Source organism: Aliiglaciecola litoralis (assembly GCF_039523355.1).
GTDB classification, from domain to species: Bacteria; Pseudomonadota; Gammaproteobacteria; order Enterobacterales; family Alteromonadaceae; genus Aliiglaciecola; species Aliiglaciecola litoralis.
This window is the reverse complement of record NZ_BAAAFD010000004.1, coordinates 39,370-63,770: the sequence shown is the minus strand read 5'-3', so window position 1 is coordinate 63,770 and position 24,401 is coordinate 39,370. Positions and strand designations below refer to the sequence as shown.

Below are 24,401 nucleotides of genomic sequence, written 5' to 3'. Positions count from 1 at the left end.
ATTATTTTTTAGAGGTTGGCGTCAAGACGTTGGGCGGCGTAAAGCACCGGACGACTTGGCGCAGCATCATTGATAAATGCCGGCATTTGTAAGTTCAGAAAATAAAAGCCATCGGCGATGTGATCGTCAATAAAGGCCATCTCGGTGATGGTTTTGTTAACTAAGCTATGTGGCCCAGCTTGGTGACTGCCCTCGGGAACTTGCCAGAACAGGTGATGGCAGGTCATCAGTCCATCGTCGTGCAGGCGGTCGACAGACGGCACATCCAAAAGCACGTGCTCTACGCCTCGTTCATTGAGGTATAACACCGCATCGGCCGTTAAAAATGGCGGTTGCTGCTGCTCGTTATAAGCCCGAGTGCATTTATCGTTGTCATTGGGTAGTGTGCGGATCACCACCGCAGTTAGCTGACAATCATCAATATCGGCCATGGCGTGTTCCAACTGCTGGCGCGAGATAACCTCATCGTGCTCAGTCAATTCCGGCCGATACTGCTCGCCACTGGCAATGCCATTTTGTGGCATGACCGAAATTAAGCTACAAGGAAGTAAAGGCGGAATGTCGATATCAGCGATAGTAAGCGATAACACACTGTCTTTATCGCAAATGTGCGCCAAGGTTTCAGTGTGGGTGCCGTTGCAATGGGGGTTCAGACTGAGCTGATTCACATTGCAACTGCCGCCTTGTTGGGTATCACCAATAAAGCCACCCGCTTGCATGGGCGTGGCGGTGGCGATATCGGCACCAAAATGGTTGGGCTGTGGCGCGTTAAAGGCCATTTCAATGGCAATGGAATGGGCAAAAGCAACATTCACCTGATAACGACCATTGGCGAGTTCAACGGTAACCATTACAGGAATTGTTCCTTTTTCAGGCCTAACCAGTCCAGCGCCGTACCATGCAACAATTGATTTTTAATATCACCGGAGAAGCCCGAGGACTCAATCAACTTACCTGGCTCCAACTCACCCAAAGGAAACGGATAGTCAGTGCCAAGGGCAATACGATCAGCGCCCATTAGATCAATTAGGTAGTTCAGTGCCAGCTTGTCATGGACCAAAGAATCCAGATAAATTTTCGACAAAAATTCCCGCGGGTTAATGTCACAATCCACCGCGCACAAATCGGGGCGCACGTTAAAGCCATGTTCGATACGCCCTATGGTGGCAGGAAACGAACCGCCGCCGTGAGCAAAGGCCACTTTCAAATTCGGCAGACGATGTAATACCCCACCAAAGATCATTGAACAAATAGCCAAGCTTGATTCGGCGGGCATGCCCACTAGCCAAGGTAACCAGTACTTAGGCATTTTTTCTTTGGCCATCATGTCCCACGGATGAACGAACACCGATGCCCCTAGGTCTTGGGCTGCTTCAAAAATAGGAAACAGTTTGTCATCATCCAGATTCATGTCATTGATGTGCGAGCCAATTTGTACGCCCGCCAAGCCTATGTCTTTAACGCAGCGCTCTAGCTCTTTTATTGCCATGTCGGTGTCTTGCATGGGGATAGTGCCCAAACCTACAAAGCGTTTGGGATAATCATTCACGATACCGGCAATGTGATCGTTGAGAAACTTCGATAGGTCGAGTGCATCGGCAGGTTTAGCCCAATAACTGAACATCACTGGCACTGTGGATAACACCTGCACATCAACCTGATGTTGTTTGCAGTCATGCAGACGCGCCTTGGGATCCCAGCAATTTTCTTCAATTTCGCGGAAGAATTTGTCGTCCATCATCATGCGTGCACAACCACAACCGGTATGCTCTAAGGAAATGAAGCCACCGTAGCCGTATTTTTCGCGCAGATTAGGCCAGGTTTTTGGCAATATATGCGTATGAATATCGATTTTTAACATGCTTACTACCCTTTGCTGGTCACAGTACCGCACTTAGCGCAGGTACAATTGTCAGGATTGTCGTAGAAGTTTTTAAACACCACAGGTAAGTCAGTTTCAATGTTATCCAGCGTAAACTGCTCTTTGTACAAGGGGTTTTGACAGGCAGGACAGAACCAAAGCAAGGCATCTTTTTGGCCTTTGAGGCGCTTTTGCTCTACCACCATACCAATGCTATCGGGCATGCGTTGCGGTGAGTGCAACACTTTGCCCGGTAACATAAAGATCTCACCGGCTTTGATTGGGATGTCTTTGAATTCACCATCATCGATGACTTTGAGTACCATTTCCCCTTCTAATTGGTAAAACAACTCGGGGGTTTCATTGTAGTGATAATCGGTACGGTTATTGGGGCCGCCTACCACCATTACGATGTAATCATCTTGTTCAAAGATCTGCTTATTACACACCGGAGGCTTTAAGTACTCTCGGTTTTCATCAATCCATTTTTGCAGATTAAAAGGTTGGGCAAATGCTGACATGACTGACTCCGTTAGCTGTTTGACGAAAGTGCGGCAATGCACTTAAGTTCAATCGCAATGGGGGTAGGAAGTTTATTGATTTCCACCGTGGTCCGGCAAGGCTGATTGTCGGCAAAGTATTCGGCGTAAACACGATTATAAGTGGCGAAATCATCATCCATGTTGGTTAGGAACACGGTAACATCGATCAAGTCCATCCAACTGGCATTGGATGCTTCTAAAATTGCGCGCACATTTTGAAATACCGAGTGGCACTGAGCTTCAATGTCATAGCTGATGATCTTGCCATCCTCGTCTAGCTCCACGCCGGGGATCTTTTTAGTGCCGGCTTTACGCGGACCAACGCCGGATAAAAACAATAAGTTGCCTACTTGGCGGGCATGAGGATACAGGCCCACAGGCTTAGGGGCATTGTCGGCGTTGAAGGTGGTGTCTTGTTGGCTCATTTGTTGTTCCTAACATCAATTGGATGATTGTATTAGTTTGCAACACTAGTTCAAACTTTACAGGTTGCAATGGATCCGTATGGCGACCTTAGGACTGAGTATATTATCAGCCCGACAGGCGAGTGTGGCCCCCTTCTAGAATAGCAGGGAACACAGGATAAGAGAGATTAGATCAGTACCCATTTGCAGCCCAAGGGACCAGCAAATATCGCACCTGATGATTTGAATTTATAGCAAATTACACTCATGGTTTTTTAAATCGTTTTTCTCAAATAAGTGACATTAATTAATATTTTACACAGACGTTTTTCGGCTCGGTAAAAAAGCGCATTGCCTCTTCCCCGCCTTCACGCCCTACCCCTGAATGATTCATACCGCCAAAGGGCGTACGCAGATCACGTAATAACCAACAGTTGATCCACACAATCCCGGTATTGAGTCTTTCCGATAAACGATGAGCGCGGCTTAAGTTTGTGGTCCAAATAGTGGATGCCAAGCCGTATTGACTGTCATTGGCTAATGCCAATCCCTCTTCATCTGAATCAAAGGGTTGCAAGGTGATCACCGGGCCAAATATTTCTTGTTGATTGCAGGTGGCGGAATTGGCCAAGCCTTCAATGATCGTTGGCTGCAAGAAATAACCGTTTTCACATCGCCCAGCTAATTGAACCTGTTCGCCACCAACTAACACATTGCCGCCCTCTTCCCGAGCAAGGTCGATGAAGTGCATCACCTTTTCCATGTGAGGTTTGGATACCAGTGCACCCATTTGGGTATCTGCTAAAAGCGGATCTGCCGGTTGCAACGCTTTGGCCTTGGCAATCAAAGCCTGTTTAAATTTCTCGTAAATAGAACGTTCGATGTACAAGCGCGATGCGCACAGGCAAATTTGTCCTTGATTGGCAAAACTGGCTCGAAACACCTCTTCCACGGTTTGCTCAAAGTCACAATCGGCAAAGATAAGTGCAGGGTTTTTGCCACCTAATTCCAAAGATAACTTTTTAAACTTAGGAGCCAATTGTGAGGCAATTGCAGCGCCCGTTGCTGTGCCGCCCGTAAAAGATACCGCTTTGACCTCTGGGTGATTACAAATGGCACTACCGGCACTTGTGCCGCTGCCGTGCAGTATATTTAATACCCCAGCCGGTAACCCTGCCACGTGGCAGATCTCGCCTAACATAGCCGCGGTTTTGGGCGTAACTTCAGAGGGTTTGGCTATCACGCAATTACCTGCCGCGAGCGCCGGTGCGATTTTCCAGGTAAATAAATACAGCGGTAAGTTCCACGGTGAGATGCAGGCGACAATCCCTAATGGTTGACGCAAAGTGTAGTTCACTGCTGTGCTTGCCATGTTGTGGGATTCACTGGCAAATTGAGTACAAGCGTGAGCGAAGAATTTGAAGTTACTGGCTGCGCGCGGAATATCCACATTGGTAGCCAACGTCACGGGTTTGCCATTGTCGGTCGCTTCAGCGAGGGCCAATTCAGCCAATCGCGCTTCAATTCCCTTGGCAATGGCGTATAAGATATCGGCTCGCTGCTCAAGCGGCATGGTTTGCCACGCTGGCAACGCGCGCTGCGCCGCACTGATGGCCTTTTCTACATCGGCATCGTCACTGTTGGGCACTTGGCCGTATACCTGCCCGGTAGCAGGCTCAATATTATCGATGTAGTGGCCGTTTACCGGTGGGCAATACTGACCATCAATGAAGTTCGCGAGCACATCCAGCGTCATAAGTTACAAGCAACCCGTTCTGCCGCCATCGACCGGTAGGTTGATGCCAGTGATATAACCTGCAGCCGGAGAGGCTAAAAATGCAGCAGCGGCAGCAAACTCTTCTGGCTGAGCAAAACGACGCATAGGGATTTGAGCTTTTTCGTTTTCGGCGGCTTGTTCGATTGATATGCCCTGCTTGTTAGCTTTATTGGCGATAATGGCATCAAGGCGCGCGGTTGCCGTAGCACCCGGCAGCACGTTGTTGACCGTGATCCCAAATGGACCTAGTTCGTTGGCCAAGGTTTTTGCCCAACTGGCCACGGCGCCGCGGATGGTGTTCGACACACCCAAGCCTGGTAGCGGCTGTTTTACAGAGGTAGAAATCACATTGATGATGCGACCGTATTGCTTGTCTTTCATCGCTGGTATTAAGGCTTGCACCAAATGGTGGTTGGAAACCAAATGCAGGTTAAACGCATCGATAAAGGCCTGACTGTCGGCAGTGTGCGCCGGACCAGGTGCTGGACCGCCAGTGTTGTTGATCAAAATATCAAATCCACCGGTTTCAGCTACGTGGCTGTTAATCGCTGTTTTGACTTGTTCAGGCATGGAGAAATCCGCAGTTAACACCTGATGGACTTGGCCTGCGCTGGTATCTAATTCCGCTTTGACGGCTTCAAGAGATGCCTGATTGCGTGAGAATAAAGTGATGCTGGCGCCGAGTTGTGCCAACTCGATTGCACAGGCTCGACCGATACCTTGGCTGCTGCCACATACAAGTGCTCGTTTTCCACAAAGATTGATGTCCATTGACGACCTTTTAGTTGTTGTTTTTGTATCTATCTAGATGTGCTTCGTTTTTACCATAATCCATTTTTTAATGTCAGTAAAACCTCGAAATTATCTGTGATTGACAGTGTAAACAGGGCGCAACAAAGAGCGCTCTTGTCATCCTCGAAGGCACACACCGTCATCCCCGACTGACCACACTCTGTCATCCCCGAGGTCTCTTGGTCGGGGACCTCCTTAAAAGTACTCCGTGGTTAACTACAAACAGGTGTTTGGGAGATCCCGGCCCAAGAGCACCACCGGGATGACAATAAATGGATGGCACTACCGGGATGATCACACACCGTCATCCCCGACTGCACACACACCGTCATCCCCGAGGTCTCTTGGTCGGGGACCTCCTTAAAAGTACTCCGTGGTTAACTACAAACAGGCGTTTGGAAGATCCCGGCCCAAGAGCATTACCGGGATGACAATAAATGGAGGGCACTACCGGGATGACCACACTTCGTCATCCCCGTCTGCACACACACCGTCATCCCCGAGGTCTCTTGGTCGGGGACCTCCTTAAAAGTACTCCGTGGTTAACTACAAACAGGCGTCTGGAAGATCCCGGCCCAAGAGCACTACCGGGATGACAATAAATGGATGGCACTACCGGGATGACCACACTTCGTCATCCCCGAGGTCTTTTGGTCGGGGACCTCCTTAAAAGAACTCCGTGGTTAACTACAAACAGGCGTTTGGAAGATCCCGGCCCAAGAGCACCACCGGGATGACAATAAATGGAGAGCATTACCGGGATGACAATAAATGGAGGGCACTACCGGGATGACAATAAATGGAGGGCACTACCGGGTTGTTAGAACATCTACTTTTGCTGGTCTTGGAGAAGAATAATTCTCGAGCCGATAGAGCTGTGCTCAATTTAATCCCCTTAGTATTTGAGTTTAGTTGCGATCCGATTTAGTCTGAGTAAATAACAAGTTGCATTGTGGCGTCAGTATTGTCTTAAAACGAAGACAATACTGCGGTTTTTAATCATTGGACGAGCCTACAAATTTGGTACAAGCTAAGCACATTCTTACCATTGTCATTGAAGACTATTATCAAGTAGGGTCCTTCCAACACTTGATCCCGAATGATTATTGGGGGCGTTTCGAATCAAGACTGAAACGAAATGTCGATGTCGCTTTGGCGCTATTAGAAAGAACCAACAGCACAGCGACGTTTTTTGTGTGCGGCTGGATTGCCGACTATCACCCCGAAATAATTAAAATTATCGCCAGCAAAGGCCATGAAATTGCCTGTCAGGGCTATTTTCATCATAATCTTGAAAGTATCCCTAAAGCGGAATTCGTTAAAGACATAAAACGCTCAAAAGAAGCTGTCGAGCGCGCACTTGGAAAACAGGTGCAAGGGTTTCGGATTGCTCGAGGTTGGCTAAAACCATCGCAATTATGGCTGTTACAAGAATTAGCCGACATGGGTTTCGAATACGATTCAAGCTTGTGCCGACATGGTTTCCAATTTGCCAGTCAACCCGAGTATGGCGTTATCCATAAACATGCATTAGCAAACTCGAGCATTTATGAGGTTCCTGTCTCTTCTGGCTCTATCTGGAAATGGTCAATGCCCATTGCAGGCGGGAATTACTGGCGACAATTTCCACTTTGGCCATTTCATAAATGGATCCAAAAATGGGTGAGTTCGCATCAAGAACCCTTAGTCTCTTATTTCCATATTTGGGAGCTTGACCCGAATCAACCGGTTATCTCAGCCGCCAGTATGCTGCAAAAAATTAGACATTACCGCAACCTTGCAACCATGCAAGATAAGATTCAGCATTACTTGCAAGAATACAGCTTCACCTCTATCCAACAACATTTAGACTTGCCCGAACCTGCTAATGTTTCTGCAACTGAACAACAAAATATCGACGCTAGCCGTTCACCGGTGCTTTCCAAACAAGCCGATCTCACTGTCGTGATCCCGTGTTACAACGAAGAGCAAACACTTGCTTATTTGAAGAACACATTGCAGCGATTTGAACAATCTTCACAAGGGCTGTTCAACTTACACTATATCTTTATCGATGACGGCAGCACTGACAACACCATGCAATGTTTGCAATCTTTGTTCGGGGAAAACAAGCAAACGCGTATTTTACAACACCAACGCAACCAGGGTATTGCAGCTGCGATTCTCACGGGATTTGCCAAAGTCGATACTGAACTGCTTGCGGTAATTGACGCGGATTGTACCTTCTCACCAGAGCAACTCATCGATATGTATTCGTTGCTAACGGATGACGTTGATGTTGTTTCCGCCTCGCCGATGCACAATCAAGGGTCGATGCAAAATGTGGCTTACTGGCGGCAATCGATGTCTAAAGGGGCTGCATTTCTGCACAGCTTAGTACTGCACAATAAGCTGACCAGTTATACCAGCTGCTTCCGACTTTATCGCCGACATACGATTAAAGGTCTGCAGGTCACTAATAAAGGCTTTTGTGGTGTCACTGAGATACTGGCAAAAATTGATTTGGCAGGGTTTAAGATTGTGGAGTTCCCGGCCATGCTGGAGGTACGCTTACTCGGTGCCTCCAAAATTAACGTGATCAAAACCATGCTGGATCATTTGCGATTGGTGGCAAGAATTGCGCGAATGAGACTGTTTGGAAAATCAACCACAAAGGATTTAGTTGATAAAGATGAACAACGAGTTGAATAACCCCATTGCTGAGCAGCAACCGCACATTACCGTAGTGGGCGGCGGCATGCTGGGTTTGACCCTTGCCTATCAACTGAGCAAGCAAAACGTCAAAGTCTCGATACTCGAAGGCGCGGCTAATTTAGGGGGCTTAACCGAGAGCATTAAGATTGGTGATTTGCATTGGGATAAATATTATCACGTGACTATGCTGTCAGACGCTGACCTTCGTGCATTATTAGCAGAGTTAGATCTCGAACACGAAATTAATTGGAAAGTCACCAAAACCCACTTCTATACGGGCAAAGGGATGTATCCGCTAAATAATGCATTCGACTATTTAAAGCTGCCCGTCTTAGGGTTGATTGATAAAGTACGCTTAGGTTTAACCATTATTTATGCTTCTAGGCTTGAACAAGGTAGTGAGCTTGAAAAACTCACTGCGAAACAATGGCTAACCAAGTTATCGGGCTCAAAAGCCTACCAAAATGTGTGGCGTCCTCTGTTGCGGGCAAAATTAGGCAACAACTATAAAAAGGTGTCAGCTGCCTTTATTTGGGCCGTTATCCGCCGCTTTTATGCCGCCAGAAGAGGCGGCTTAAAAACCGAAATGTTTGGCTATGTACCCGGTGGGTATGAGCGCATTATCAATAAGCTGGTTGAAAAGCTCAGCGCAAATGGCGCGCAGATCATTACCTCAGCCGCAGTCTTATCAGTAACTCAAAATCAAACGAATGGGTTGAAAGTCAAAACCCACAGCCACGAATATGATTTTGATCAGGTGATCATGACCTGTCCAAGCCAACACGTTGCGACAATATGCCCACAGCTTACCGAAGCAGAAAAAGCACAGCACAATAGTTTGGTTTACCAAGGCATTATTTGCCCATCAATCATGTTGAAAAAGTCCGTCGGTGGCGCGTATTTAACCTACATTACCGATGATAAAGTGCCTTTTACCGCGGTGATTGAGATGAGTTCACTGGTGGAATTTGCCGATGCCGAACATCCTCATTTAGTGTATTTGCCGAAGTACGTGCCAGCAGATGACCCGCTTTTTGATATGACGGATAAACAAATTGAAGAACAGTTTGTCAGTGCCTTTTTAAGCATGTATCCGTTTCTCACTCGTGACGATGTATTAGCCGTTAAAGTATCTCGTAGTCGACAAGTCGTGGCGTTGTCAACTCTACATTATTCTCAAAACCTTCCTGCAATACATACCTCGATTAATGGGCTGCACATACTCAATTCGGCACAGATCAAAAACGCCTCATTGAGTGTTCAAGAAACCGTTAAGCTGGCCAATGAAGGTGCACAGACATTTTTGCAATCGATAAACGAGTCAGGGCCGGCTTAACATGCGTACTGGTACTGTCTCTTTGGATTTAGATAATTTATGGTGCTACCAACGCAGCTTTGGTGTGCCAGACTGGCGTAATTACCGTTCTTTTTTAGATATCGCGCTACCACGGGTTATGCAATTTCTTGAACAACGGCAACTGCAAATCACCTTCTTTGTGGTAGGCAAAGATACCGAAAATGCGAACACCAGAGCACTGTTGAATGAACTGGTTAAAGCGGGTCATGAAATAGCCAATCATTCGTACCACCACAAAGAAGACTTTCATCAAAATAATGAAGCACAAATAGCGCATGAGCTTGAGCAAGCCCATCACGCTATCAGCGAGGCTACAGGACAAACACCAGTAGGATTTCGTGGTCCAGCATTTGGCATCTCTGATGCCTTGTTAAATAGCCTGCAGCAACTGGAGTATCAATATGATGCGTCAACCTTTCCAAGTAGCTTAGGCGCGCTGGCCAGAAGATACCAACAATCAAGAACTCAGCAATCGGATGGCGACAAGCAAATTGCTAAAGATAAATTTGGCACCTTACCCAATGCTTGGCTTAAATTGTCGCCTCATTATTTAACGGCTACCACACCGCCCTTGTTAGAAATCCCAGTAACAACCTCTGCGCTATTGCGTTTTCCTTGTCATGGCACCTATTTAAACTTCGTGGCCGACCGCTCACCTTGGGTCGCATTAAGCTACTTTAAAATGGTGTTGCTTGGCTACAAGCTATTTTCGGTGACGCCATCGTTTTTGCTGCATGCCACTGACTTTATCGGTGCTGATGATGGGTTTGATTTAGAGTATTTACCGGGCATGAAACGCTCCAGCAAAGACAAAATTGAGTTTATGCATGCTGTGTTTGACTGTTTACAAAAAGACTATTCATTAAGCGGTTTAGCGCAATTCACAACCGAGTTTGCGAAATCGAATCCTACATCAATGGACGCCTCATGAATCAGTCGGAGTTTGCTTTAAAGCCAATGTTAAAACACTGGTTCGATGATTTTAGTGCGTTTAAAAACGGTGCTGTGTGGTTGTTTTTACTGTTAGTCAGCGTGTTTTACCTATTAACCGCTGCAGGTAATCTGAGTGAGACTGATGATGTGTTCGCCTTTGCCTATCGGGCGGAAAACTTTGCCTATTCTCACGTCTCTGATCCGCGTTTGATGCTTTACCACATGTTGATGCGAGGTCTTTATTTACTAACTAACACCGTGATGCAGCCATTCAATGTCGACATCTCTGCCCTGACGAGCATGCGATTATTTTCCGCTGTTTGCGCATCACTCAGTCTGTATTTGCTGTTTCGTATCATCATTATCAATCTTAAGCTTAGGCCCACTACTGCGCTAATCACCGTTTGCCTACTTGGGTTTAGTTATGGTTTTTGGCGCTATGCGGTTGAGGCGGAAGTGTATATCCCCGCTATTATGTTGTGCTTATTGGTGTTTCATTTGTTGCATAACGCGTCCATTGAAAAAACCGCCCTTGCTTGCGCAGTGGGAATATTGTCTGGCTTGACCATACTATTCTACCAACCTGCGGTGATCCCACTGCTATTTGCTTTTCCCTTTTTATTGTTGACGAAAACCGCTTGGAAATCGTTATTGGTGTACGGCGTTAGTGCAACCTTAGTGGTGGTGATAGGCTATTTGGTCGGTTATTGGTTGTATTGGCCTAATACATTCAGCCCAACTGAATTTGCCGCGTTTTTGTCACAGCGTTCCGAAGAATTTATGGTGCCCTCGCTGTCGATAAAAACCGTTATTGTCTCAGTGATCCGCGCAATCTTTGCCATTGGTCATGACTTTACCTCTGCCAACTGGATTTTTTCACTGCCGTTTATTACCGATGTCGTGCAGAAAGTCTTTCCTCAGAATGTGTTACAAGAAGAGATCTTTATGGCCCGCCACCTTGGCTGGTTAGTGTATCCCCTTATGGTTTTGCAACTAGCCCTGATAAGCATTGTGTGTTGGCTAGTGTGGCGCGGATGTCGGTTACTCAAACAGCTTCGTATGACGCGCTCGGGCTGGGTGATACTGGGCTGGCTAGTGATCAATGGGGCTATTATCGGCCGCTTAAATCCGGGCGGCATTGAAGCTTGGATAATGGTATTTCCAGCAATCATGTTGATGGTTGCTCTAGTGGTGATTGAGCCACTCATTCAGGATCATAAAACGATAATCGTCAGCTGTGTGATTTTACTGCTTATTCAAAATAGCCTAGGCGGCATGGCGATGGTGCATGATGCTAAACATGATTTTCATCAAGCAAAAGGCAAATGGATCATTGAAAATAGCCGTCCTGAAGATTTAGTGATCATTGCCGGTGATGCCAGTATGACAGAGGCATTACGCTATTTGGCTGCTGCTCAAGTGGTCAATATTTCGTTGTTTGACCGCAATGTGATTGCGCTTGGACTGTTGTCAGCCAGGCTCGAAAAAATACAAGTTAACACGAGAGGTCGAGATTTTAGTGGCATGCCCCTTTCCGTGATTGTGCGTAAAACCTTAAAAAATCACGGTAGAATTATCGTTTTTGAAGAATTCTTTGGTGGCCCAAAAGAGCGAAGCAATGAAATATTAATGAGACTTAAAAACAACAGCTTACTTCAGTTTGAATCAACTGATACCTCAGATACCTATATCATAAAGACACAACATTGAATAAGCGCGGCAAAGCGATCATTTTAGTTATAGTCGGGCTCCTAATTGGGGGACTATTACTGACTTGGTCTTTTCGCAATGTGGCCTTAGCCGATGTCATTGCCGTTTTAACGGAACAAACGAAGTTACTCACTTTTGCTATTGCTTTGGTTTTGTACCTGTTGTTTTTTGTGGTCAAAGCCTATCGGTGGGCCGAGTTGCTAGTTAGCCCAACCAAAGTCCCTTTTTCGCAACTATTCTCATTAGTGTTACTAGGTTATGTCGGCTCAATTTTTGTGCCGATGCAAATGGGTGAAACGATTCGCTCAATAGTGCTCAAAAAACGCCACAAGATCCCACTGGCTTCGTCACTCTCAGGTATTGGTATTGAAAAGCTGTTTGATCTGGCATCTATCGCATTGCTCATGCTTATGGCCGCTTTAGGCAGCCTTTTGCTTACATTGGACATGCAACAGGCGCTGTTAATGGTCGGGTTTATACTTGTGGCTGCGGTCTGTGTGTTATGGATATTGTTGCGTTTCCATCGCCCAATTTTACACTATTTAGATGATCGTCATTTAGACACTGATGTTACGAAATGGCGCGTGAAACTCAGCCAAGCAATGACAGAGTTTTTTAGCTTATTAACGCAATTGAGAGCACGAATTGTGGCGATTGTCATACAAAGCCTTCTGATGTGGATGTTAATGACGGCGTCTATTTATTATGTACTCATTTCTTTGGGGTTGGACGTTAGTTGGCCGGTCGCGGTATTGGTTCTGTTTTGTTCTGCATTGGGGTTAATGTTGCCAACCGCCCCAGGGTTTATCGGTACAATCCAAGCCGTATTTGCTCTTGCCCTACTGCCACTGGGATGGCAACCCGAAAAGGTGCTCGCAGCTGCGATAGCGTATAATGCAATGATTACATTGTGGCCAATGCTATTAGCGGCCATCGCTGGACTATTTATGGTTAAGCGTTAACGGGTAACCTAGTCATCCCCGAGGTCTCGAACCCTGTCATCCCCGAGGTCTCTTGATCGGGGATCTCGGTAACAATCCTCCGTAGCTAACTATACACTGGCGTCTAGAAGATCCCGGCCCAAGGGCTCTGCCGGGATGACAGCACACTTCGTCATCCCCGAGGTCTCTTTATCGGGGATCTCTTCAATCATACTCCGTAGCTAACTATACACTGGCGTCTAGAAGATCCCGGCCCAAGAGCTCTGCCGGGATGACGTGAATTGAATGGGCACTGCCGGGATGACAGCACACTTCGTCATCCCCGAGGTCTCTTTATCGGGGATCTCCTCAATCGTACTCCGTAGTTAACTACAAACTGGCGTCTAGAAGATCCCGGCCCAAGGGCTCTGCCGGGATGACAGGGGTTCGTACTCCGTAGCTAACTATACACAGGCGTGTAGAAGATCCCGGCCCAAAAGCACTGCCGGGATGACAGCACACTTCGTCATCCCCGAGGTCTCTTGATCGGGGATCTCCGTAATAGTCCTTCGTAGCTAACTATACACTGGCGTCTAGGAGATCCCGGCCCAAAAGCACTGCCGGGATGACGTGAATTGAATGAGCACTGCCGGGATGACAGGGGTTCGTACTCCGTAGTTAACTACACACAACCACTGTATAAACATACAAATAAACTTGTATATTTTTCATTCGCCACTATACTGTATATACAAACAGTGTAAGGGGAATGTTATGACTAACGATTTACTCATGCTGCAGCAAACCATTGTGTCTGAAGCTATGCGCCAAAACCATCAAGAGCAATTGCATCGACAATCTTTTGAACAGGCTCAAAGCGATGAGAGTTTTAATCAATTACTTTCGAGACTCGACAATTTACGTCAGCTAGCCAGAAATAAAGGAACAAGACGAAAACTGCGAGAAAAAGTGCAAACGAGTTTTGCATTTTAATTTCGCTAAACTCGTTTGGCTGATTATCAGTCCGACCTTGGCTATGAAAGTGATCGGGTAAAATCTACTGTTCTTGGCTTAAAGATATTTACCGTAGTTTAGTCAAACGCTCGGTTTTGTAAGTTTTCGATTCTCTTTTCTAAAGGTGGATGGCTAGAGAACAGCTTTTGTATTTTACCTGCGTTAATAGCAAAAGCCGCCATTTCATCAGGCATGTCTGGTGTGCCTTGAAAACTTTTCAGTTTGGCCAATGCCGATATCATATTGGCAGATCCAGCCAAACGCGCTCCGCCTTCATCAGCTCTGAATTCGCGATACCGAGAAAACCACATGACTAACATCATCGCTAAGAATCCTAAGATAATTTCAGCAATGATAGAGACAATCCAAAATGCCGGGCCGTGTCCACGCTCCACTTTAAACACAACACGGTCGACCACATGGCCAATGACTCGGGATAAGAAAATCACAAATGTGTTCACCACACCTTGGATCAAGGTCATGGTGACCATGTCGCCATTTGCAACGTGGCTCACTTCATGGGCAAGTACCGCTTCAACTTCATTCTTGCGCATATTGTGGAGCAAGCCTGTACTCACGGCTACTAGGGCATTGTTTCGATTCCAGCCAGTTGCAAACGCATTGGGCGAAGGACTATTAAATAGGCCAACTTCTGGCATACCTATTCCAGCCATCTCGGCTTGGCGCTTTACCGTGTCGACCAGCCATTGCTGCGTCGCATCAGTGGGTTGTTTGATAACATGTACCTTCATTGACCGCTTGGCCATGAACTTGGATAGAAACAGCGAGATAAAGGCGCCACTAAATCCAATAACCAACGAATACACAAGCAAGGCTTGAAGATCTAAATCAACACCGTTTTCGGCCAACAAGCCGCCAATACCTAATAAACTGAAGGTAATACTCAGTAACGCAATAATGGCGATATTAGTTCCAAGAAATAACAATATTCTTAACATTGGTGACTCCAAAATGGACAAACTACAAAATCACAATCGCAACGTATTTTGATTAATAACACTGGCAGTCTAGTCAAACTAACCGTTAGCCGCTGCCAATTTGCTTCTTTTACAATGCAAAAAATACGCTTATTCGCTGATCATTTGCTCAATATAGGTGTATTAGTTAAGGTTGCAAGAGGATCACTTAGATTTATTTTGTGGACTGAAGTTGGTCGTACGTTTTATAGTGCTTATCTTAGCTAGCGTATTTAATATGCAGTATTTAGTTGTTCAGTATCAATAACTCGTTATAATTTGATATCCTTGCAAAAATACTAAGTAAAACAAAGAGCAGTTGGAGAGAATTGTGAAAGTAAAAGCGTTGTTAAGCGTTGTAGTTGGAAGTATGTTGATGTTTGCCGCGTACGCGCAAAACACGTCAGATGACGAATTAATTGAACGGATCAAGCCAGTTGGCTCAGTTCATATTGCTGGAGCTCAGGCGGAAAGCGCATCAGCAGGCCCTCGATCAGGTGCTGACATATACCAAAGTGCTTGTTTCGCCTGTCATGGCACAGGCGCCTTAAGCGCACCTAAGATCAACGTTGCCGCTGAGTGGGCTCCAAGACTCGAGCAAGGATTTGATACGGTTTGGCAAAATGCAATCAAAGGCATTAACGCAATGCCTCCAATGGGCGGTTGTATGGATTGTTCTGAAGATGACATTAAAGCCGCAATAGAGCATATGACGAAAGATATTTAGATGGCCAGCTATACTATGAAGGTTACAATAATTAGCCATAGGCCACTTATTTGACTAACAAGATTAGCGCGGGAACGTTGACAGAAGAGGAACTCAGAGAGCTAGTTCCTCAACTTCAACAGTTGACCGAAAAATACAAGCGCTCTGAACAAATTCAACGAGCGCTTTTTGACATATCTGAACTGGCTGGTTCGATCAGCGAGTTGTCTAGGCTATACAATGCCATTCATGAAATCGTGGGTGAATTCATGAATGCACAAAACTTTTTCGTTGCGCTTTATGAAAACGATGAAAAGATTGTCAAATTCCCCTATTTTGTAGACGAATTCGACGAAGGCGTTTTAAAAGAGCTCCCCGCCAGCGATTTGATGGGTGGGATAACCGGCTATATTCTTCGCAGTGGCAATCCACTGGTTCTTACTGAAGAAACCTTCTTAGAACAAGGCAAAAAACTCGGTTTTAAATCGTTCGGCAAAATACCCATTGATTTAATCGGTGTCCCTCTAAAACGTGGCAATCGAGTAATTGGCGCAATGGTGGTCCAAAGCTACGATAAAGACGTCCGCTACGCACAAGATGATCTCGACCTATTGATTTTCGTGTCACAACATATTGTCAATGCACTCGACAGAGTTAAAAGCCGAGAGTTAACCGAACAAACAATTCGTGAACGTACCAAGCAGTTACGTGAAATAAACGATGAGCTTCAAGACGAAATACTAGAACGTCAGAAAGTAGAGTCATTACAACAGGCGCTGTTTGAAATTTCCGAGATTGCAGCATCCATCGAAGGCGAAATGTCCGACTTCTATGCCAGTTTGCATGACATCTTGGCTCGATTATTGAGCGCACCAAACTGCTACGTCGCCATGCTCAACGACAAGCAAGATTACCTCGAATTCCCCTACTACAGCGATGAAATTGATAGCACGATTGAATCCCGTCCATTGGGACACGGACTGACAGAATACGTTTTGCGTTCAGGTAGAGCTGAACTGATTGATGCATCTCGCGTCAAAGAGCTTGCTGATGACAATGAACTGGATAAGCAAACCGCAGAGAACATGATCAAGCATTCTAACTCATGGATTGGTTCGCCTTTGATTGTCGAAGGAGTGATTTCCGGAGTGATAGCCGTTCAAACCTACGGTGAAACCGCAAAATACAGCTTTAGAGATCTGGAATTAATGAAGTTTGTTTCCCATCACATTGCAGTAGCAATTGAGAGGAAGCGAGCCGCAGAAGCTATTCAAAAATATAACCTGCAACTAAGTAAGAAAGTGCGAGAGCGCACCGATGAGTTGCACAAAACCAATGTCTACCTCAAGAAACAAATAGAAGAGCGCAAAGAGATTGAGCTAAAATTGATCCATGACGCTCATCATGACGCGCTAACAAACCTGCCAAACCGAGTGATGTTTAATAGCCGCTTAGAGTTGGCCGTGGCGAATAAAAATCGCTACCCAGAGCATAACTTTGCGGTGCTGTTTATCGATTTAGATCGCTTTAAGCAGATTAACGACAGTTTAGGTCACCACGCTGGAGACATGTTCCTAATCGAAGTGGCCTCGCGCATCGCGAAATGTATCCGTGCCCATGATCTGCTTGCACGTTTAGGTGGTGATGAGTTTGTCATTTTGTTGGACAGCTTTGATGACTTTACTGATGTTGAAGAAGTCGCTAATCGTATTATTTATTCCATTGCCCAGCCATTTACGTTAGAAGGCAAAGAAATGTACTCCGGCGCCAGTATTGGTATCGCCAATGTCGACGCTGGCTACCAGTCGGCAGATGAATTAATACGCGATGCAGATGCTGCCATGTATCAAGCTAAATCCCTTGGCCGAGGTCGATATGTATTATTTGATACCAGCATGCGTCAGAAGTTACTTGAAGAGCTTGAACTGGAAAATGAATTACGCCGCACACTAAAAGCTGAAAGCTTTGACTGTCACGTTCAGTCAGTGCTCGATTTCAATCAAGACACTTACCTTTACCACGAGTTTTTTGTGCGTTGGGTTCATCCCACGTTGGGCAAAATTAAACGTGAACAGTTCTGGAAGATAGCGCAAAACAGCGGACTCACGTTAGAAGTCGACAACTATATGTTGGATCAGGCGCTTAAAGTGTTAAGCCATTGGAAGTCATTGAGTGGTGCGCAATCAGAACAAAAGATAGCGATTAATCTGTCTATCAATCATCTATCGCAAAGTAAGTTTGTCAATCAGCTTATTGATAGGGTCAAAGCCGCTGATATCGAACCTTCAAATTTGGTTTTTGAAATAGACGAAAATGAATTAAATAGACGAGCTCAATTCATGTTGCCAGCGATTAAAAAGCTCAAACGAATTGGCGTTATATTGGTCTTAGATAATTTTGGTAGTGGGTTGGCATCGCTGAGCTATTTGTACTCATATCCCTTTGATTTTGTGAAGATAGATCATCGATTTGTTAGATCGGTCACGCGCTCAAAACGCAACTACAGCCTGATTCAATCGGTGCTGGCCATCAGTGATCAATTGTCGTTTAAATTAATCGCAGAGGGAATCGAAAACAAAGACCAATATCAGGCGCTGTTTGATGCTGGATGTCACTATGGACAAGGTCTGTTTTTAGAACCGCCCATGTCAATGAAAACCATTATGAACCGAGACTCACTTCCCCGAAGACAGAATGTTTCGTAGATTGGCGATCCCCGTTTTACCCTTTTGTTGTCTCACTTCGGCACTGTCTTTTACTTTCTTATGCTCCCACTCAACATCATCTTGGGGCAACTCATAAAGAAATCGGCTAGGCTCTGGCTGAATAACTTCACCATACTGACGTCGCTCTTTACACAAAGTAAAGAATAACTCTTGCTGTGCTCGGGTAATGCCAACGTAGGTTAGGCGGCGCTCCTCTTCGATATTGTTTTCATCAATACTGCTTTGATGGGGCAATAAGCCTTCTTCCATACCGACCATAAACACATAAGGAAACTCCAGACCTTTGGATGCATGCAATGTCATAAGCTGCACTTGATCGGCGCCCTCTTCTTCTTCACTGCGCTCCATCATGTCTCTTAAAATCAAACGATTCACGACTTCTTGCAGCGTCATTGGCGGGTCAAGCTCGTTACCTTCCAGCATATCGCTGATCCAACCAAATAAAGTACTGATATTGGCCATCGCCATTTCAGCCGCTTTGGGGCTGGTACTAGATTCATAAAGCCACTCTTCGTACTGCATCGCCTTGATCATATCTCGAATTGCGCTAATTCCGTCTCCACGAGTGGCGTTATCCGATAGCTCGACTATCCACCGAGTAAAATGACTAATATGCTGTTGTGCTTTGCCTGTGATCACACTGTGAAGTTGCGGGTGACAAGCCGCTTCAAAAATAGAGCACCCAAGCTGATTAGCAAAGCTCCCCAACTTTTCCAATGTCACCCGACCAATGCCCCGTGTGGGTGTGTTGATCACGCGCAGTAAGGCGTTGTCATCATCTTGATTCACCAATAAGCGCAAATACGCCATGATGTCTTTTACCTCAGCACGCCCAAAGAACGACATTCCGCCACTTATTTTATACGGAATGCGGTTACTCATTAACAGTTTCTCGAACAAGCGAGATTGATGATTTCCGCGATACAAGACTGCATAGTCTTTATACTGCGTGTTTTTCATGAACTTGTGCGCAAGCAATTCTGCTACCACACGCTCCGCTTCATGCTCTTCATTTTTCGCAATAATAATTTTAAGCGTTTCGCCATAACCTAATTCAGAGAATAACTTCTTCTCGAACACGTGTGGATTGTTTTGGATGAGTATATTGGCGCAATGTAATATCCGACCTGAAGAACGGTAATTCTGCTCTAACTTAATCAACTTGAGCGCTGGAAAATCTTCCTTCAGTAGCACCAAATTCTGTGGTCTTGCACCCCGCCACGAATAGATTGACTGGTCGTCATCACCTACCACGGTGAATCGTGCGCGCTCTCCCACCAAAAGACGAACGAGTTCATATTGGCTGGTATTGGTATCTTGATACTCATCTACCAATAAGTATTTGATTTTATTTTGCCACTTGGTACGTACCGTTTCGTTAGACTTTAGTAACAAGGTTGGCATTAAGATCAAATCGTCAAAGTCCAAGGCGTTGTATGCGCGCAAATGGGTTTGATAATCTAAGTAAAACTTTGCAAACTCAACTTCGCCGGGGGAAAGGGCCTGCTTTTGCAATTGTTCTGGCAGGATGAGGTCATTTTTCCAATTAGAAATGCAAGACTGCAATAAGAATAATTGTTCTTTATCACCATCTAAGGTTTCTTCAGTCAGATCTTTGAGTAGCGAAAAGGTGTCTTTGTCATCGAAAAGTGAAAAGCCGGCTTTGATGCCAATACTGCGAAACTCAGACTTAATAATCGACAAGCCCATGGTGTGAAAGGTGCTCACTTTCAAACCGCGCGCTTCTTTTTTGCCTAACGTCTGCCCTACTCGTTCTTTCATCTCACGAGCTGCTTTGTTGGTAAAGGTAACTGCGGCTATCTGTCGAGCAGGAATACCGCACTCACGGACTAAATAAGCGATTTTATTAGTAATGACTCGCGTTTTACCACTTCCAGCGCCAGCCAGCACCAGACAAGGTCCGGAAATATAGTTTACTGCTTGATTTTGGCCGTCGTTGAGTTTCATTAGTCATGAGTTTGTGAAGTGGGCCGGAATTGTAAGAAATAACCGTTACAATTGCTAGCAATCCATGCCTTAGATCTTTGCTGTTTCAATGATGGCTTTAGGTTACAATCAATAAATCAAACAAAATGAGACTCTGCCCATGTTAGATCCTAAAAAACTTGAAGAAATTGCCAAGCAAATATCCGACGCCGTACCTCCAGGTGTTAAGAATATGGCCGAAGGTGCTGAGACTAAGGTCAAACAAGTCTTACAATCGCAGCTAAGTAAGCTTGATTTTGTCAGCCGTGAGGAATTTGATATTCAAAGTCAGGTTTTAATTCGTACACGCGAAAAGCTCGAAGCCCTTGAAGCAAGACTTAGCGAATTAGAGCGACAACAAGACGGTAACACACCTTCATAAAGCATCGTCCCTGCGACGCTCGTTGACATTTTGTCACCCCGGCAGCGCTCCCTTTTCAATGTCATCCCGGTAGCGCTCGGTCATATTCTGTCATCCCGGCAGTGCTCTTAAGGCCGGGATCTTCCAGACTCCTGCTTGTATTCAACTACGAAGGACTATTAGGGAGATCCCCGACTAAGAGCTTCTCGGGGATGACAATGCTCGAGCCCTCGGGGATGACGGTGACCTGTCATCCCGGCGGTGCTCGGTCATATTCTGTCATCCCGGCAGTGCTCCCTTTTCAATGTCATCCCGGTAGCGCTCTTAGAGCCGGGATCTCCCAGACTCCTGCTGGTAATTAACTACGAAAGACTCTTAATTACGGGTTTACGAGCAAATAGTGAATAACGAGGCCTAGGGTAAACAACATCCCTGCATAGTGGTTATTAAGAAATGCACTAAAACAGCTTGGACGATGCCGTTCAAAGGTCAGAAATTGTTGATAAACAAAGAGTCCGACGCAGCCAGCTAGTGACAGATAAACAGGCCAAGTCATTTGCAACTCAATTGCCACCAACAGCAACAGACCTGCAGTTAAAGCCTGCAAAATACCAATGATCAATCTGTCTTTCTCACCGAATAAAATCGCCGTTGATTTCACCCCTATTTTTATATCATCATCACGATCAACCATGGCATATTGGGTGTCGTAAGCGATGGTCCAGCATAAATTTGCCGCATACAATACCCAAGTTAGCCAATGAAGCGAGCCATTGATCGCCATAAATGCCATCGGAATAGACCAGCTAAACGCAGCGCCAAGTACTACCTGCGGTAGGTGAGTATAGCGCTTTGCAAAAGGATAGATGGTCGCTAATACCAAGGCTCCGAAAGACAATATAATAGTCTCTAAATTGAGCACCAGCACTAGTATAAAAGCTAATGATATTAATAGTATAAATAAGAATAATGCTTCTTTTTCTGACACTTGACCAGAAACTATCGGTCTGTTCTTCGTACGCTCAACTTGGCCATCAACGTGGCGGTCGGCATAATCATTGATCACACAACCCGCGCTTCGCATGATCACTACCCCTGCCACAAACACTGCCAGAATGTGCAATGGCGGAGTACCTTGTGAGGCAATAAGCAGGGCCCAGAGCGTTGGCCACAGCAGTAAGTAAATACCGATAGGCTTGTCTGCACGCATTAACTGAAAATAAGCGATAAGTTTTGATTTAATCTTCATTTACCTTTCTTGCTGTCGATAGGCAGGACAGTGAGGTAGGAATACTTCAGCTACCATAAGTTGCATGCCATTGAAGTCAAACATTGATCGCCTGCCCCACAGTGACTGTTGTTGGCGAATATCTAATTGCTGCTGAAACACATGCTGAGCAGGTATTTGTAAAAGCTGAAATGGTCGACGACTAAAACGTTGATCATTAAATATAATTTGCCCCAGCGGGCGGTTACCTAATTCAGCCAAATCCATGTCACATAATGTTTGGGGTAGAACTGAACGAGCGAATACCCAGGGTTGGCCATTACCAGAGAGTATAACTTCTCGAATCTGCCATTTATTCTCTTTTTGACTATCATTAGGCTGGGTTAACTGACTAATTTCCTCAAGCTCTGGCTGCATTGGCCGTTGACCTATTACCTTCAGGTCAAATTGTGCACAATGGGATTGTAATCGTTCAGTTAACGAGCCTGTATCTAATAACCAGTTTCGCAGGTAAGGATCAGCAACGGCAAGATCATCTGGCGATTGCCATAGCGGCGGAATAGTGACTGGGAATTTGATTGAATGAGTCAAAGTTACGACAAGTCCTTGTTTACCAGTGGATATAATACCAAGTGCGAGGGCGTTGCAAAAGCGATTGCTAGTCAACGAGTTAGAATTAACTAAACCTTATCGCTCAGTTCCATGATATAAACAGATAAACGCAGTAACTAAATGGATGTTTAGGCGTTATCAAAAAATCCAAAGTGCGTTAAGCTTATTGTAGCGATTTGGTAAACTTAAACATGATTACTTTTAAGGTGTCTTGAGTTCTATGAAAGCAATTTTAACCCTACTCATTATATTCGTTACCTTAGCCCTCCATGTGCCAAGTGCGCGTAGTCAAACTCAGCCTTCGTTTGCCTACTATGGACTTGAGCCTGACATAGTCACTAACTTTTTGGGATCGAGTTCAAAGTCTCTGGGGTTCGTAAGAGTCACGATTGAGTTGATGATTGAGAATGCTGACTATTTGGAGGCGATTGATCATCATTCGCCGTTGCTGCGCGCAACCATCATCGAGATTTTGGGTCGCCAGCCTAAAGACAAAGTAAAATCCTTGACTGGTCGAGAAGATTTTCGGCGCACAAGCCTAGAGCGGGTCCGTGAATTAATGCAAAGAGAAACCGGCAATCCGATGATCAAAGACATTATTATCACCAAGTTTCTGGTTCAGGGCGGCTAACGTTGTTTGGGTTTTACAAACCAAACAAGACATAACGCAGCTAAGCCCCCCGCAATTAACCCGCCGGTATGTGCGGTGTTGGCAAGTTTAATCCACAATACGTCAGTATAGCCTAGGACCAGCCAAGCAATTGCAAATGCGACAAAATGGCCCGGCAATTTGATCCCTAACATGGGGCGCAATAGACCGCAAAACCAGGCAAAGCCAATCACGCCATAAACCACGCCAGATAAGCCACCAAAGCCAGTTCCAGAAACCTGTAATTGGGCGATATTTGAGATAATTGAAGTCAATAAAAACACTGTGATCAGCGAAACGCTGCCGAGTCGAAACTCAATTAGACGCCCTATTTGCCACCACACTAACAAGTTTAGAATGATATGTAGTTCAGAAAAATGGATCAGCGAAGGTGAAATAACACGCCACCACTGTCCATAATGAGCAATCACATGTAACGGCAATATTCGAAACTGTTGTTCCACCCACACCTGCAGACCTGCGTTTTGCATGACGTAAACCACTGCACACAACAGCACAATAAACCACGTAAAGGGCGTTTGTTTAAAAGCTTGAATACCGAAAAGCGGCGCAACGATCGAGCTTCCCGCCAGTTGATATTTAGGGTCTGATGGGTGAGCAACAAAGTGTTTCGTTATCGCCACCGCAGAATCTCTATCAGTGGCGTCGTTAAGCACCACCAAAAAGTCCTGTTGTTTGGTGCGTTTTACCAGCTGCGCTGCAATGTTCTGACTTTGTAAATAAACAATCAGTGCGGTTGCGGCGTTTTGCTGATTAAACGCGATTAGCTCAAGCTGGTTAGTCACTACTTAATCAGAGGACGAAGATACAAAGGGCAGTGCGCTTCGCCAAGCTTCAAAACCGCCATCCATGCTATACACTTCATCAAAGCCTTGATGAATGAGGAACTGGGCAGCTTGCTGACTACTAATGCCATGATAACAACAGACAATAACGGGTGTTTCAAAATCCGTTTGTGACATAAATTGTTGTAAGGTACCGTTGGTTAAATGGACCGCGCCCTCAACGTGGGCAGCCTCAAATGATTGCTCATCCCGAATATCCACCAGCCGCGCCTTGTTTTGTTTCAATAGTTCATGGGTTTGCTCTACTGAAATATGTTCAAACTGTTCCAAATACCTTTCCTTTATT

At 45.5% G+C, this 24,401-nt stretch carries 22 protein-coding genes; 10 read left to right on the top strand and 12 right to left on the bottom strand.

What is annotated here, in order from left to right:
- Positions 1-8: 8 nt before the first annotated feature.
- From ABD036_RS08805 to ABD036_RS08780, 6 genes are all read right to left on the bottom strand, one after another.
- Entirely contained in the window at positions 9-851 is an 843-nt protein-coding gene (locus ABD036_RS08805) for a cyclase family protein (RefSeq protein ID WP_343858832.1), read from the bottom strand.
- Positions 851-1,861 (bottom strand): amidohydrolase family protein, encoded by a 1,011-nt coding sequence (locus ABD036_RS08800; protein ID WP_343858829.1) that lies wholly within the window; start codon positions 1,859-1,861, stop codon positions 851-853. Before ABD036_RS08800 ends, ABD036_RS08805 begins: the two co-directional genes overlap by 1 nt.
- A 5-nt stretch (positions 1,862-1,866) precedes the next feature.
- A complete protein-coding gene (locus tag ABD036_RS08795) occupies positions 1,867-2,382 on the bottom strand; it encodes a 3-hydroxyanthranilate 3,4-dioxygenase (protein WP_343858827.1) in 516 nt (171 codons plus the stop codon).
- Positions 2,383-2,393: 11 nt separating this feature from the next.
- Positions 2,394-2,828 (bottom strand): RidA family protein, encoded by a 435-nt coding sequence (locus ABD036_RS08790; protein ID WP_343858825.1) that lies wholly within the window; start codon positions 2,826-2,828, stop codon positions 2,394-2,396.
- Between the two features lie 286 nt (positions 2,829-3,114).
- On the bottom strand, positions 3,115-4,563 hold the full coding sequence (locus ABD036_RS08785) for an aldehyde dehydrogenase (RefSeq protein WP_343858824.1): 1,449 nt from the start codon (positions 4,561-4,563) through the stop codon (positions 3,115-3,117).
- A gap of 3 nt (positions 4,564-4,566) precedes the next feature.
- Positions 4,567-5,355: an SDR family oxidoreductase gene (locus tag ABD036_RS08780; protein ID WP_343858823.1), complete on the bottom strand. Its 789-nt coding sequence runs from the start codon at positions 5,353-5,355 to the stop codon at positions 4,567-4,569.
- A 1,023-nt stretch (positions 5,356-6,378) separates the two neighbouring features.
- Between ABD036_RS08780 and ABD036_RS08775 the strand changes: the two genes are divergently transcribed.
- The 6 genes from ABD036_RS08775 to ABD036_RS08750 all read left to right on the top strand — a co-directional run bounded on the left by ABD036_RS08775 (position 6,379) and on the right by ABD036_RS08750 (position 13,983).
- Positions 6,379-8,067 (top strand): glycosyltransferase, encoded by a 1,689-nt coding sequence (locus tag ABD036_RS08775; protein ID WP_343858821.1) that lies wholly within the window; start codon positions 6,379-6,381, stop codon positions 8,065-8,067.
- A complete protein-coding gene (locus ABD036_RS08770) occupies positions 8,048-9,406 on the top strand; it encodes an NAD(P)/FAD-dependent oxidoreductase (RefSeq protein WP_343858819.1) in 1,359 nt (452 codons plus the stop codon). Before ABD036_RS08775 ends, ABD036_RS08770 begins: the two co-directional genes overlap by 20 nt.
- A 1-nt stretch (position 9,407) precedes the next feature.
- Positions 9,408-10,358 carry a polysaccharide deacetylase family protein gene (locus tag ABD036_RS08765; RefSeq protein WP_343858817.1) on the top strand — a complete coding sequence of 317 codons (951 nt, stop codon included), beginning with the start codon at positions 9,408-9,410 and terminating at the stop codon, positions 10,356-10,358.
- A complete protein-coding gene (locus ABD036_RS08760) occupies positions 10,355-12,070 on the top strand; it encodes a hypothetical protein (protein WP_343858814.1) in 1,716 nt (571 codons plus the stop codon). The genes ABD036_RS08765 and ABD036_RS08760 overlap by 4 nt, the downstream gene beginning before the upstream one ends.
- Positions 12,067-13,032 (top strand): lysylphosphatidylglycerol synthase transmembrane domain-containing protein, encoded by a 966-nt coding sequence (locus ABD036_RS08755; RefSeq protein WP_343858812.1) that lies wholly within the window; start codon positions 12,067-12,069, stop codon positions 13,030-13,032. The genes ABD036_RS08760 and ABD036_RS08755 overlap by 4 nt, the downstream gene beginning before the upstream one ends.
- A 732-nt stretch (positions 13,033-13,764) precedes the next feature.
- Complete coding sequence (locus tag ABD036_RS08750; protein WP_343858809.1) at positions 13,765-13,983, top strand: hypothetical protein; 219 nt, start codon at positions 13,765-13,767, stop codon at positions 13,981-13,983.
- A 98-nt stretch (positions 13,984-14,081) separates the two neighbouring features.
- Here the strand turns inward: ABD036_RS08750 and htpX are convergent, their stop codons facing one another.
- Complete coding sequence (gene htpX / locus ABD036_RS08745) at positions 14,082-14,963, bottom strand: protease HtpX (protein WP_343858806.1); 882 nt, start codon at positions 14,961-14,963, stop codon at positions 14,082-14,084.
- A gap of 349 nt (positions 14,964-15,312) precedes the next feature.
- Here htpX and ABD036_RS08740 point away from each other — a divergent pair, with 349 nt between their 5' ends.
- Positions 15,313-15,708: a c-type cytochrome gene (locus tag ABD036_RS08740; RefSeq protein ID WP_343858803.1), complete on the top strand. Its 396-nt coding sequence runs from the start codon at positions 15,313-15,315 to the stop codon at positions 15,706-15,708.
- 50 nt (positions 15,709-15,758) lie between these two features.
- Positions 15,759-18,392, top strand: coding sequence for a sensor domain-containing phosphodiesterase (locus ABD036_RS08735; RefSeq protein ID WP_343858801.1), 2,634 nt, complete (start codon positions 15,759-15,761; stop codon positions 18,390-18,392).
- On the opposite strand, the gene rep is transcribed toward ABD036_RS08735, so the two are convergent.
- A complete protein-coding gene (gene rep, locus ABD036_RS08730) occupies positions 18,363-20,381 on the bottom strand; it encodes a DNA helicase Rep (RefSeq protein WP_343858798.1) in 2,019 nt (672 codons plus the stop codon). The two genes, ABD036_RS08735 and rep, sit on opposite strands and share 30 nt — an antisense overlap.
- A gap of 139 nt (positions 20,382-20,520) precedes the next feature.
- Here rep and ubiK point away from each other — a divergent pair, with 139 nt between their 5' ends.
- Positions 20,521-20,781: a ubiquinone biosynthesis accessory factor UbiK gene (gene ubiK, locus ABD036_RS08725; RefSeq protein ID WP_343858796.1), complete on the top strand. Its 261-nt coding sequence runs from the start codon at positions 20,521-20,523 to the stop codon at positions 20,779-20,781.
- Between the two features lie 358 nt (positions 20,782-21,139).
- On the opposite strand, the gene ubiA is transcribed toward ubiK, so the two are convergent.
- Both ubiA and ABD036_RS08715 read right to left on the bottom strand, forming a co-directional pair.
- Entirely contained in the window at positions 21,140-22,009 is an 870-nt protein-coding gene (gene ubiA, locus ABD036_RS08720; RefSeq protein ID WP_343858794.1) for a 4-hydroxybenzoate octaprenyltransferase, read from the bottom strand.
- Positions 22,010-22,579, bottom strand: a complete 570-nt coding sequence (locus tag ABD036_RS08715) for a chorismate--pyruvate lyase family protein (RefSeq protein WP_343858791.1) — start codon at positions 22,577-22,579, stop codon at positions 22,010-22,012.
- Between the two features lie 232 nt (positions 22,580-22,811).
- On the opposite strand from ABD036_RS08715, the gene ABD036_RS08710 reads away from it, so the two are divergent.
- Positions 22,812-23,231 (top strand): flagellar basal body-associated protein FliL, encoded by a 420-nt coding sequence (locus ABD036_RS08710; protein ID WP_425542564.1) that lies wholly within the window; start codon positions 22,812-22,814, stop codon positions 23,229-23,231.
- On the opposite strand, the gene ABD036_RS08705 is transcribed toward ABD036_RS08710, so the two are convergent.
- Together ABD036_RS08705 and glpE are read right to left on the bottom strand one after the other, a co-directional pair.
- Positions 23,228-24,055, bottom strand: a complete 828-nt coding sequence (locus tag ABD036_RS08705; protein ID WP_343858786.1) for a rhomboid family intramembrane serine protease — start codon at positions 24,053-24,055, stop codon at positions 23,228-23,230. The genes ABD036_RS08710 and ABD036_RS08705 overlap by 4 nt on opposite strands.
- Before the next feature lie 3 nt (positions 24,056-24,058).
- Complete coding sequence (glpE, locus tag ABD036_RS08700) at positions 24,059-24,385, bottom strand: thiosulfate sulfurtransferase GlpE (RefSeq protein WP_343858784.1); 327 nt, start codon at positions 24,383-24,385, stop codon at positions 24,059-24,061.
- Between the last annotated feature and the right edge of the window lie 16 nt (positions 24,386-24,401).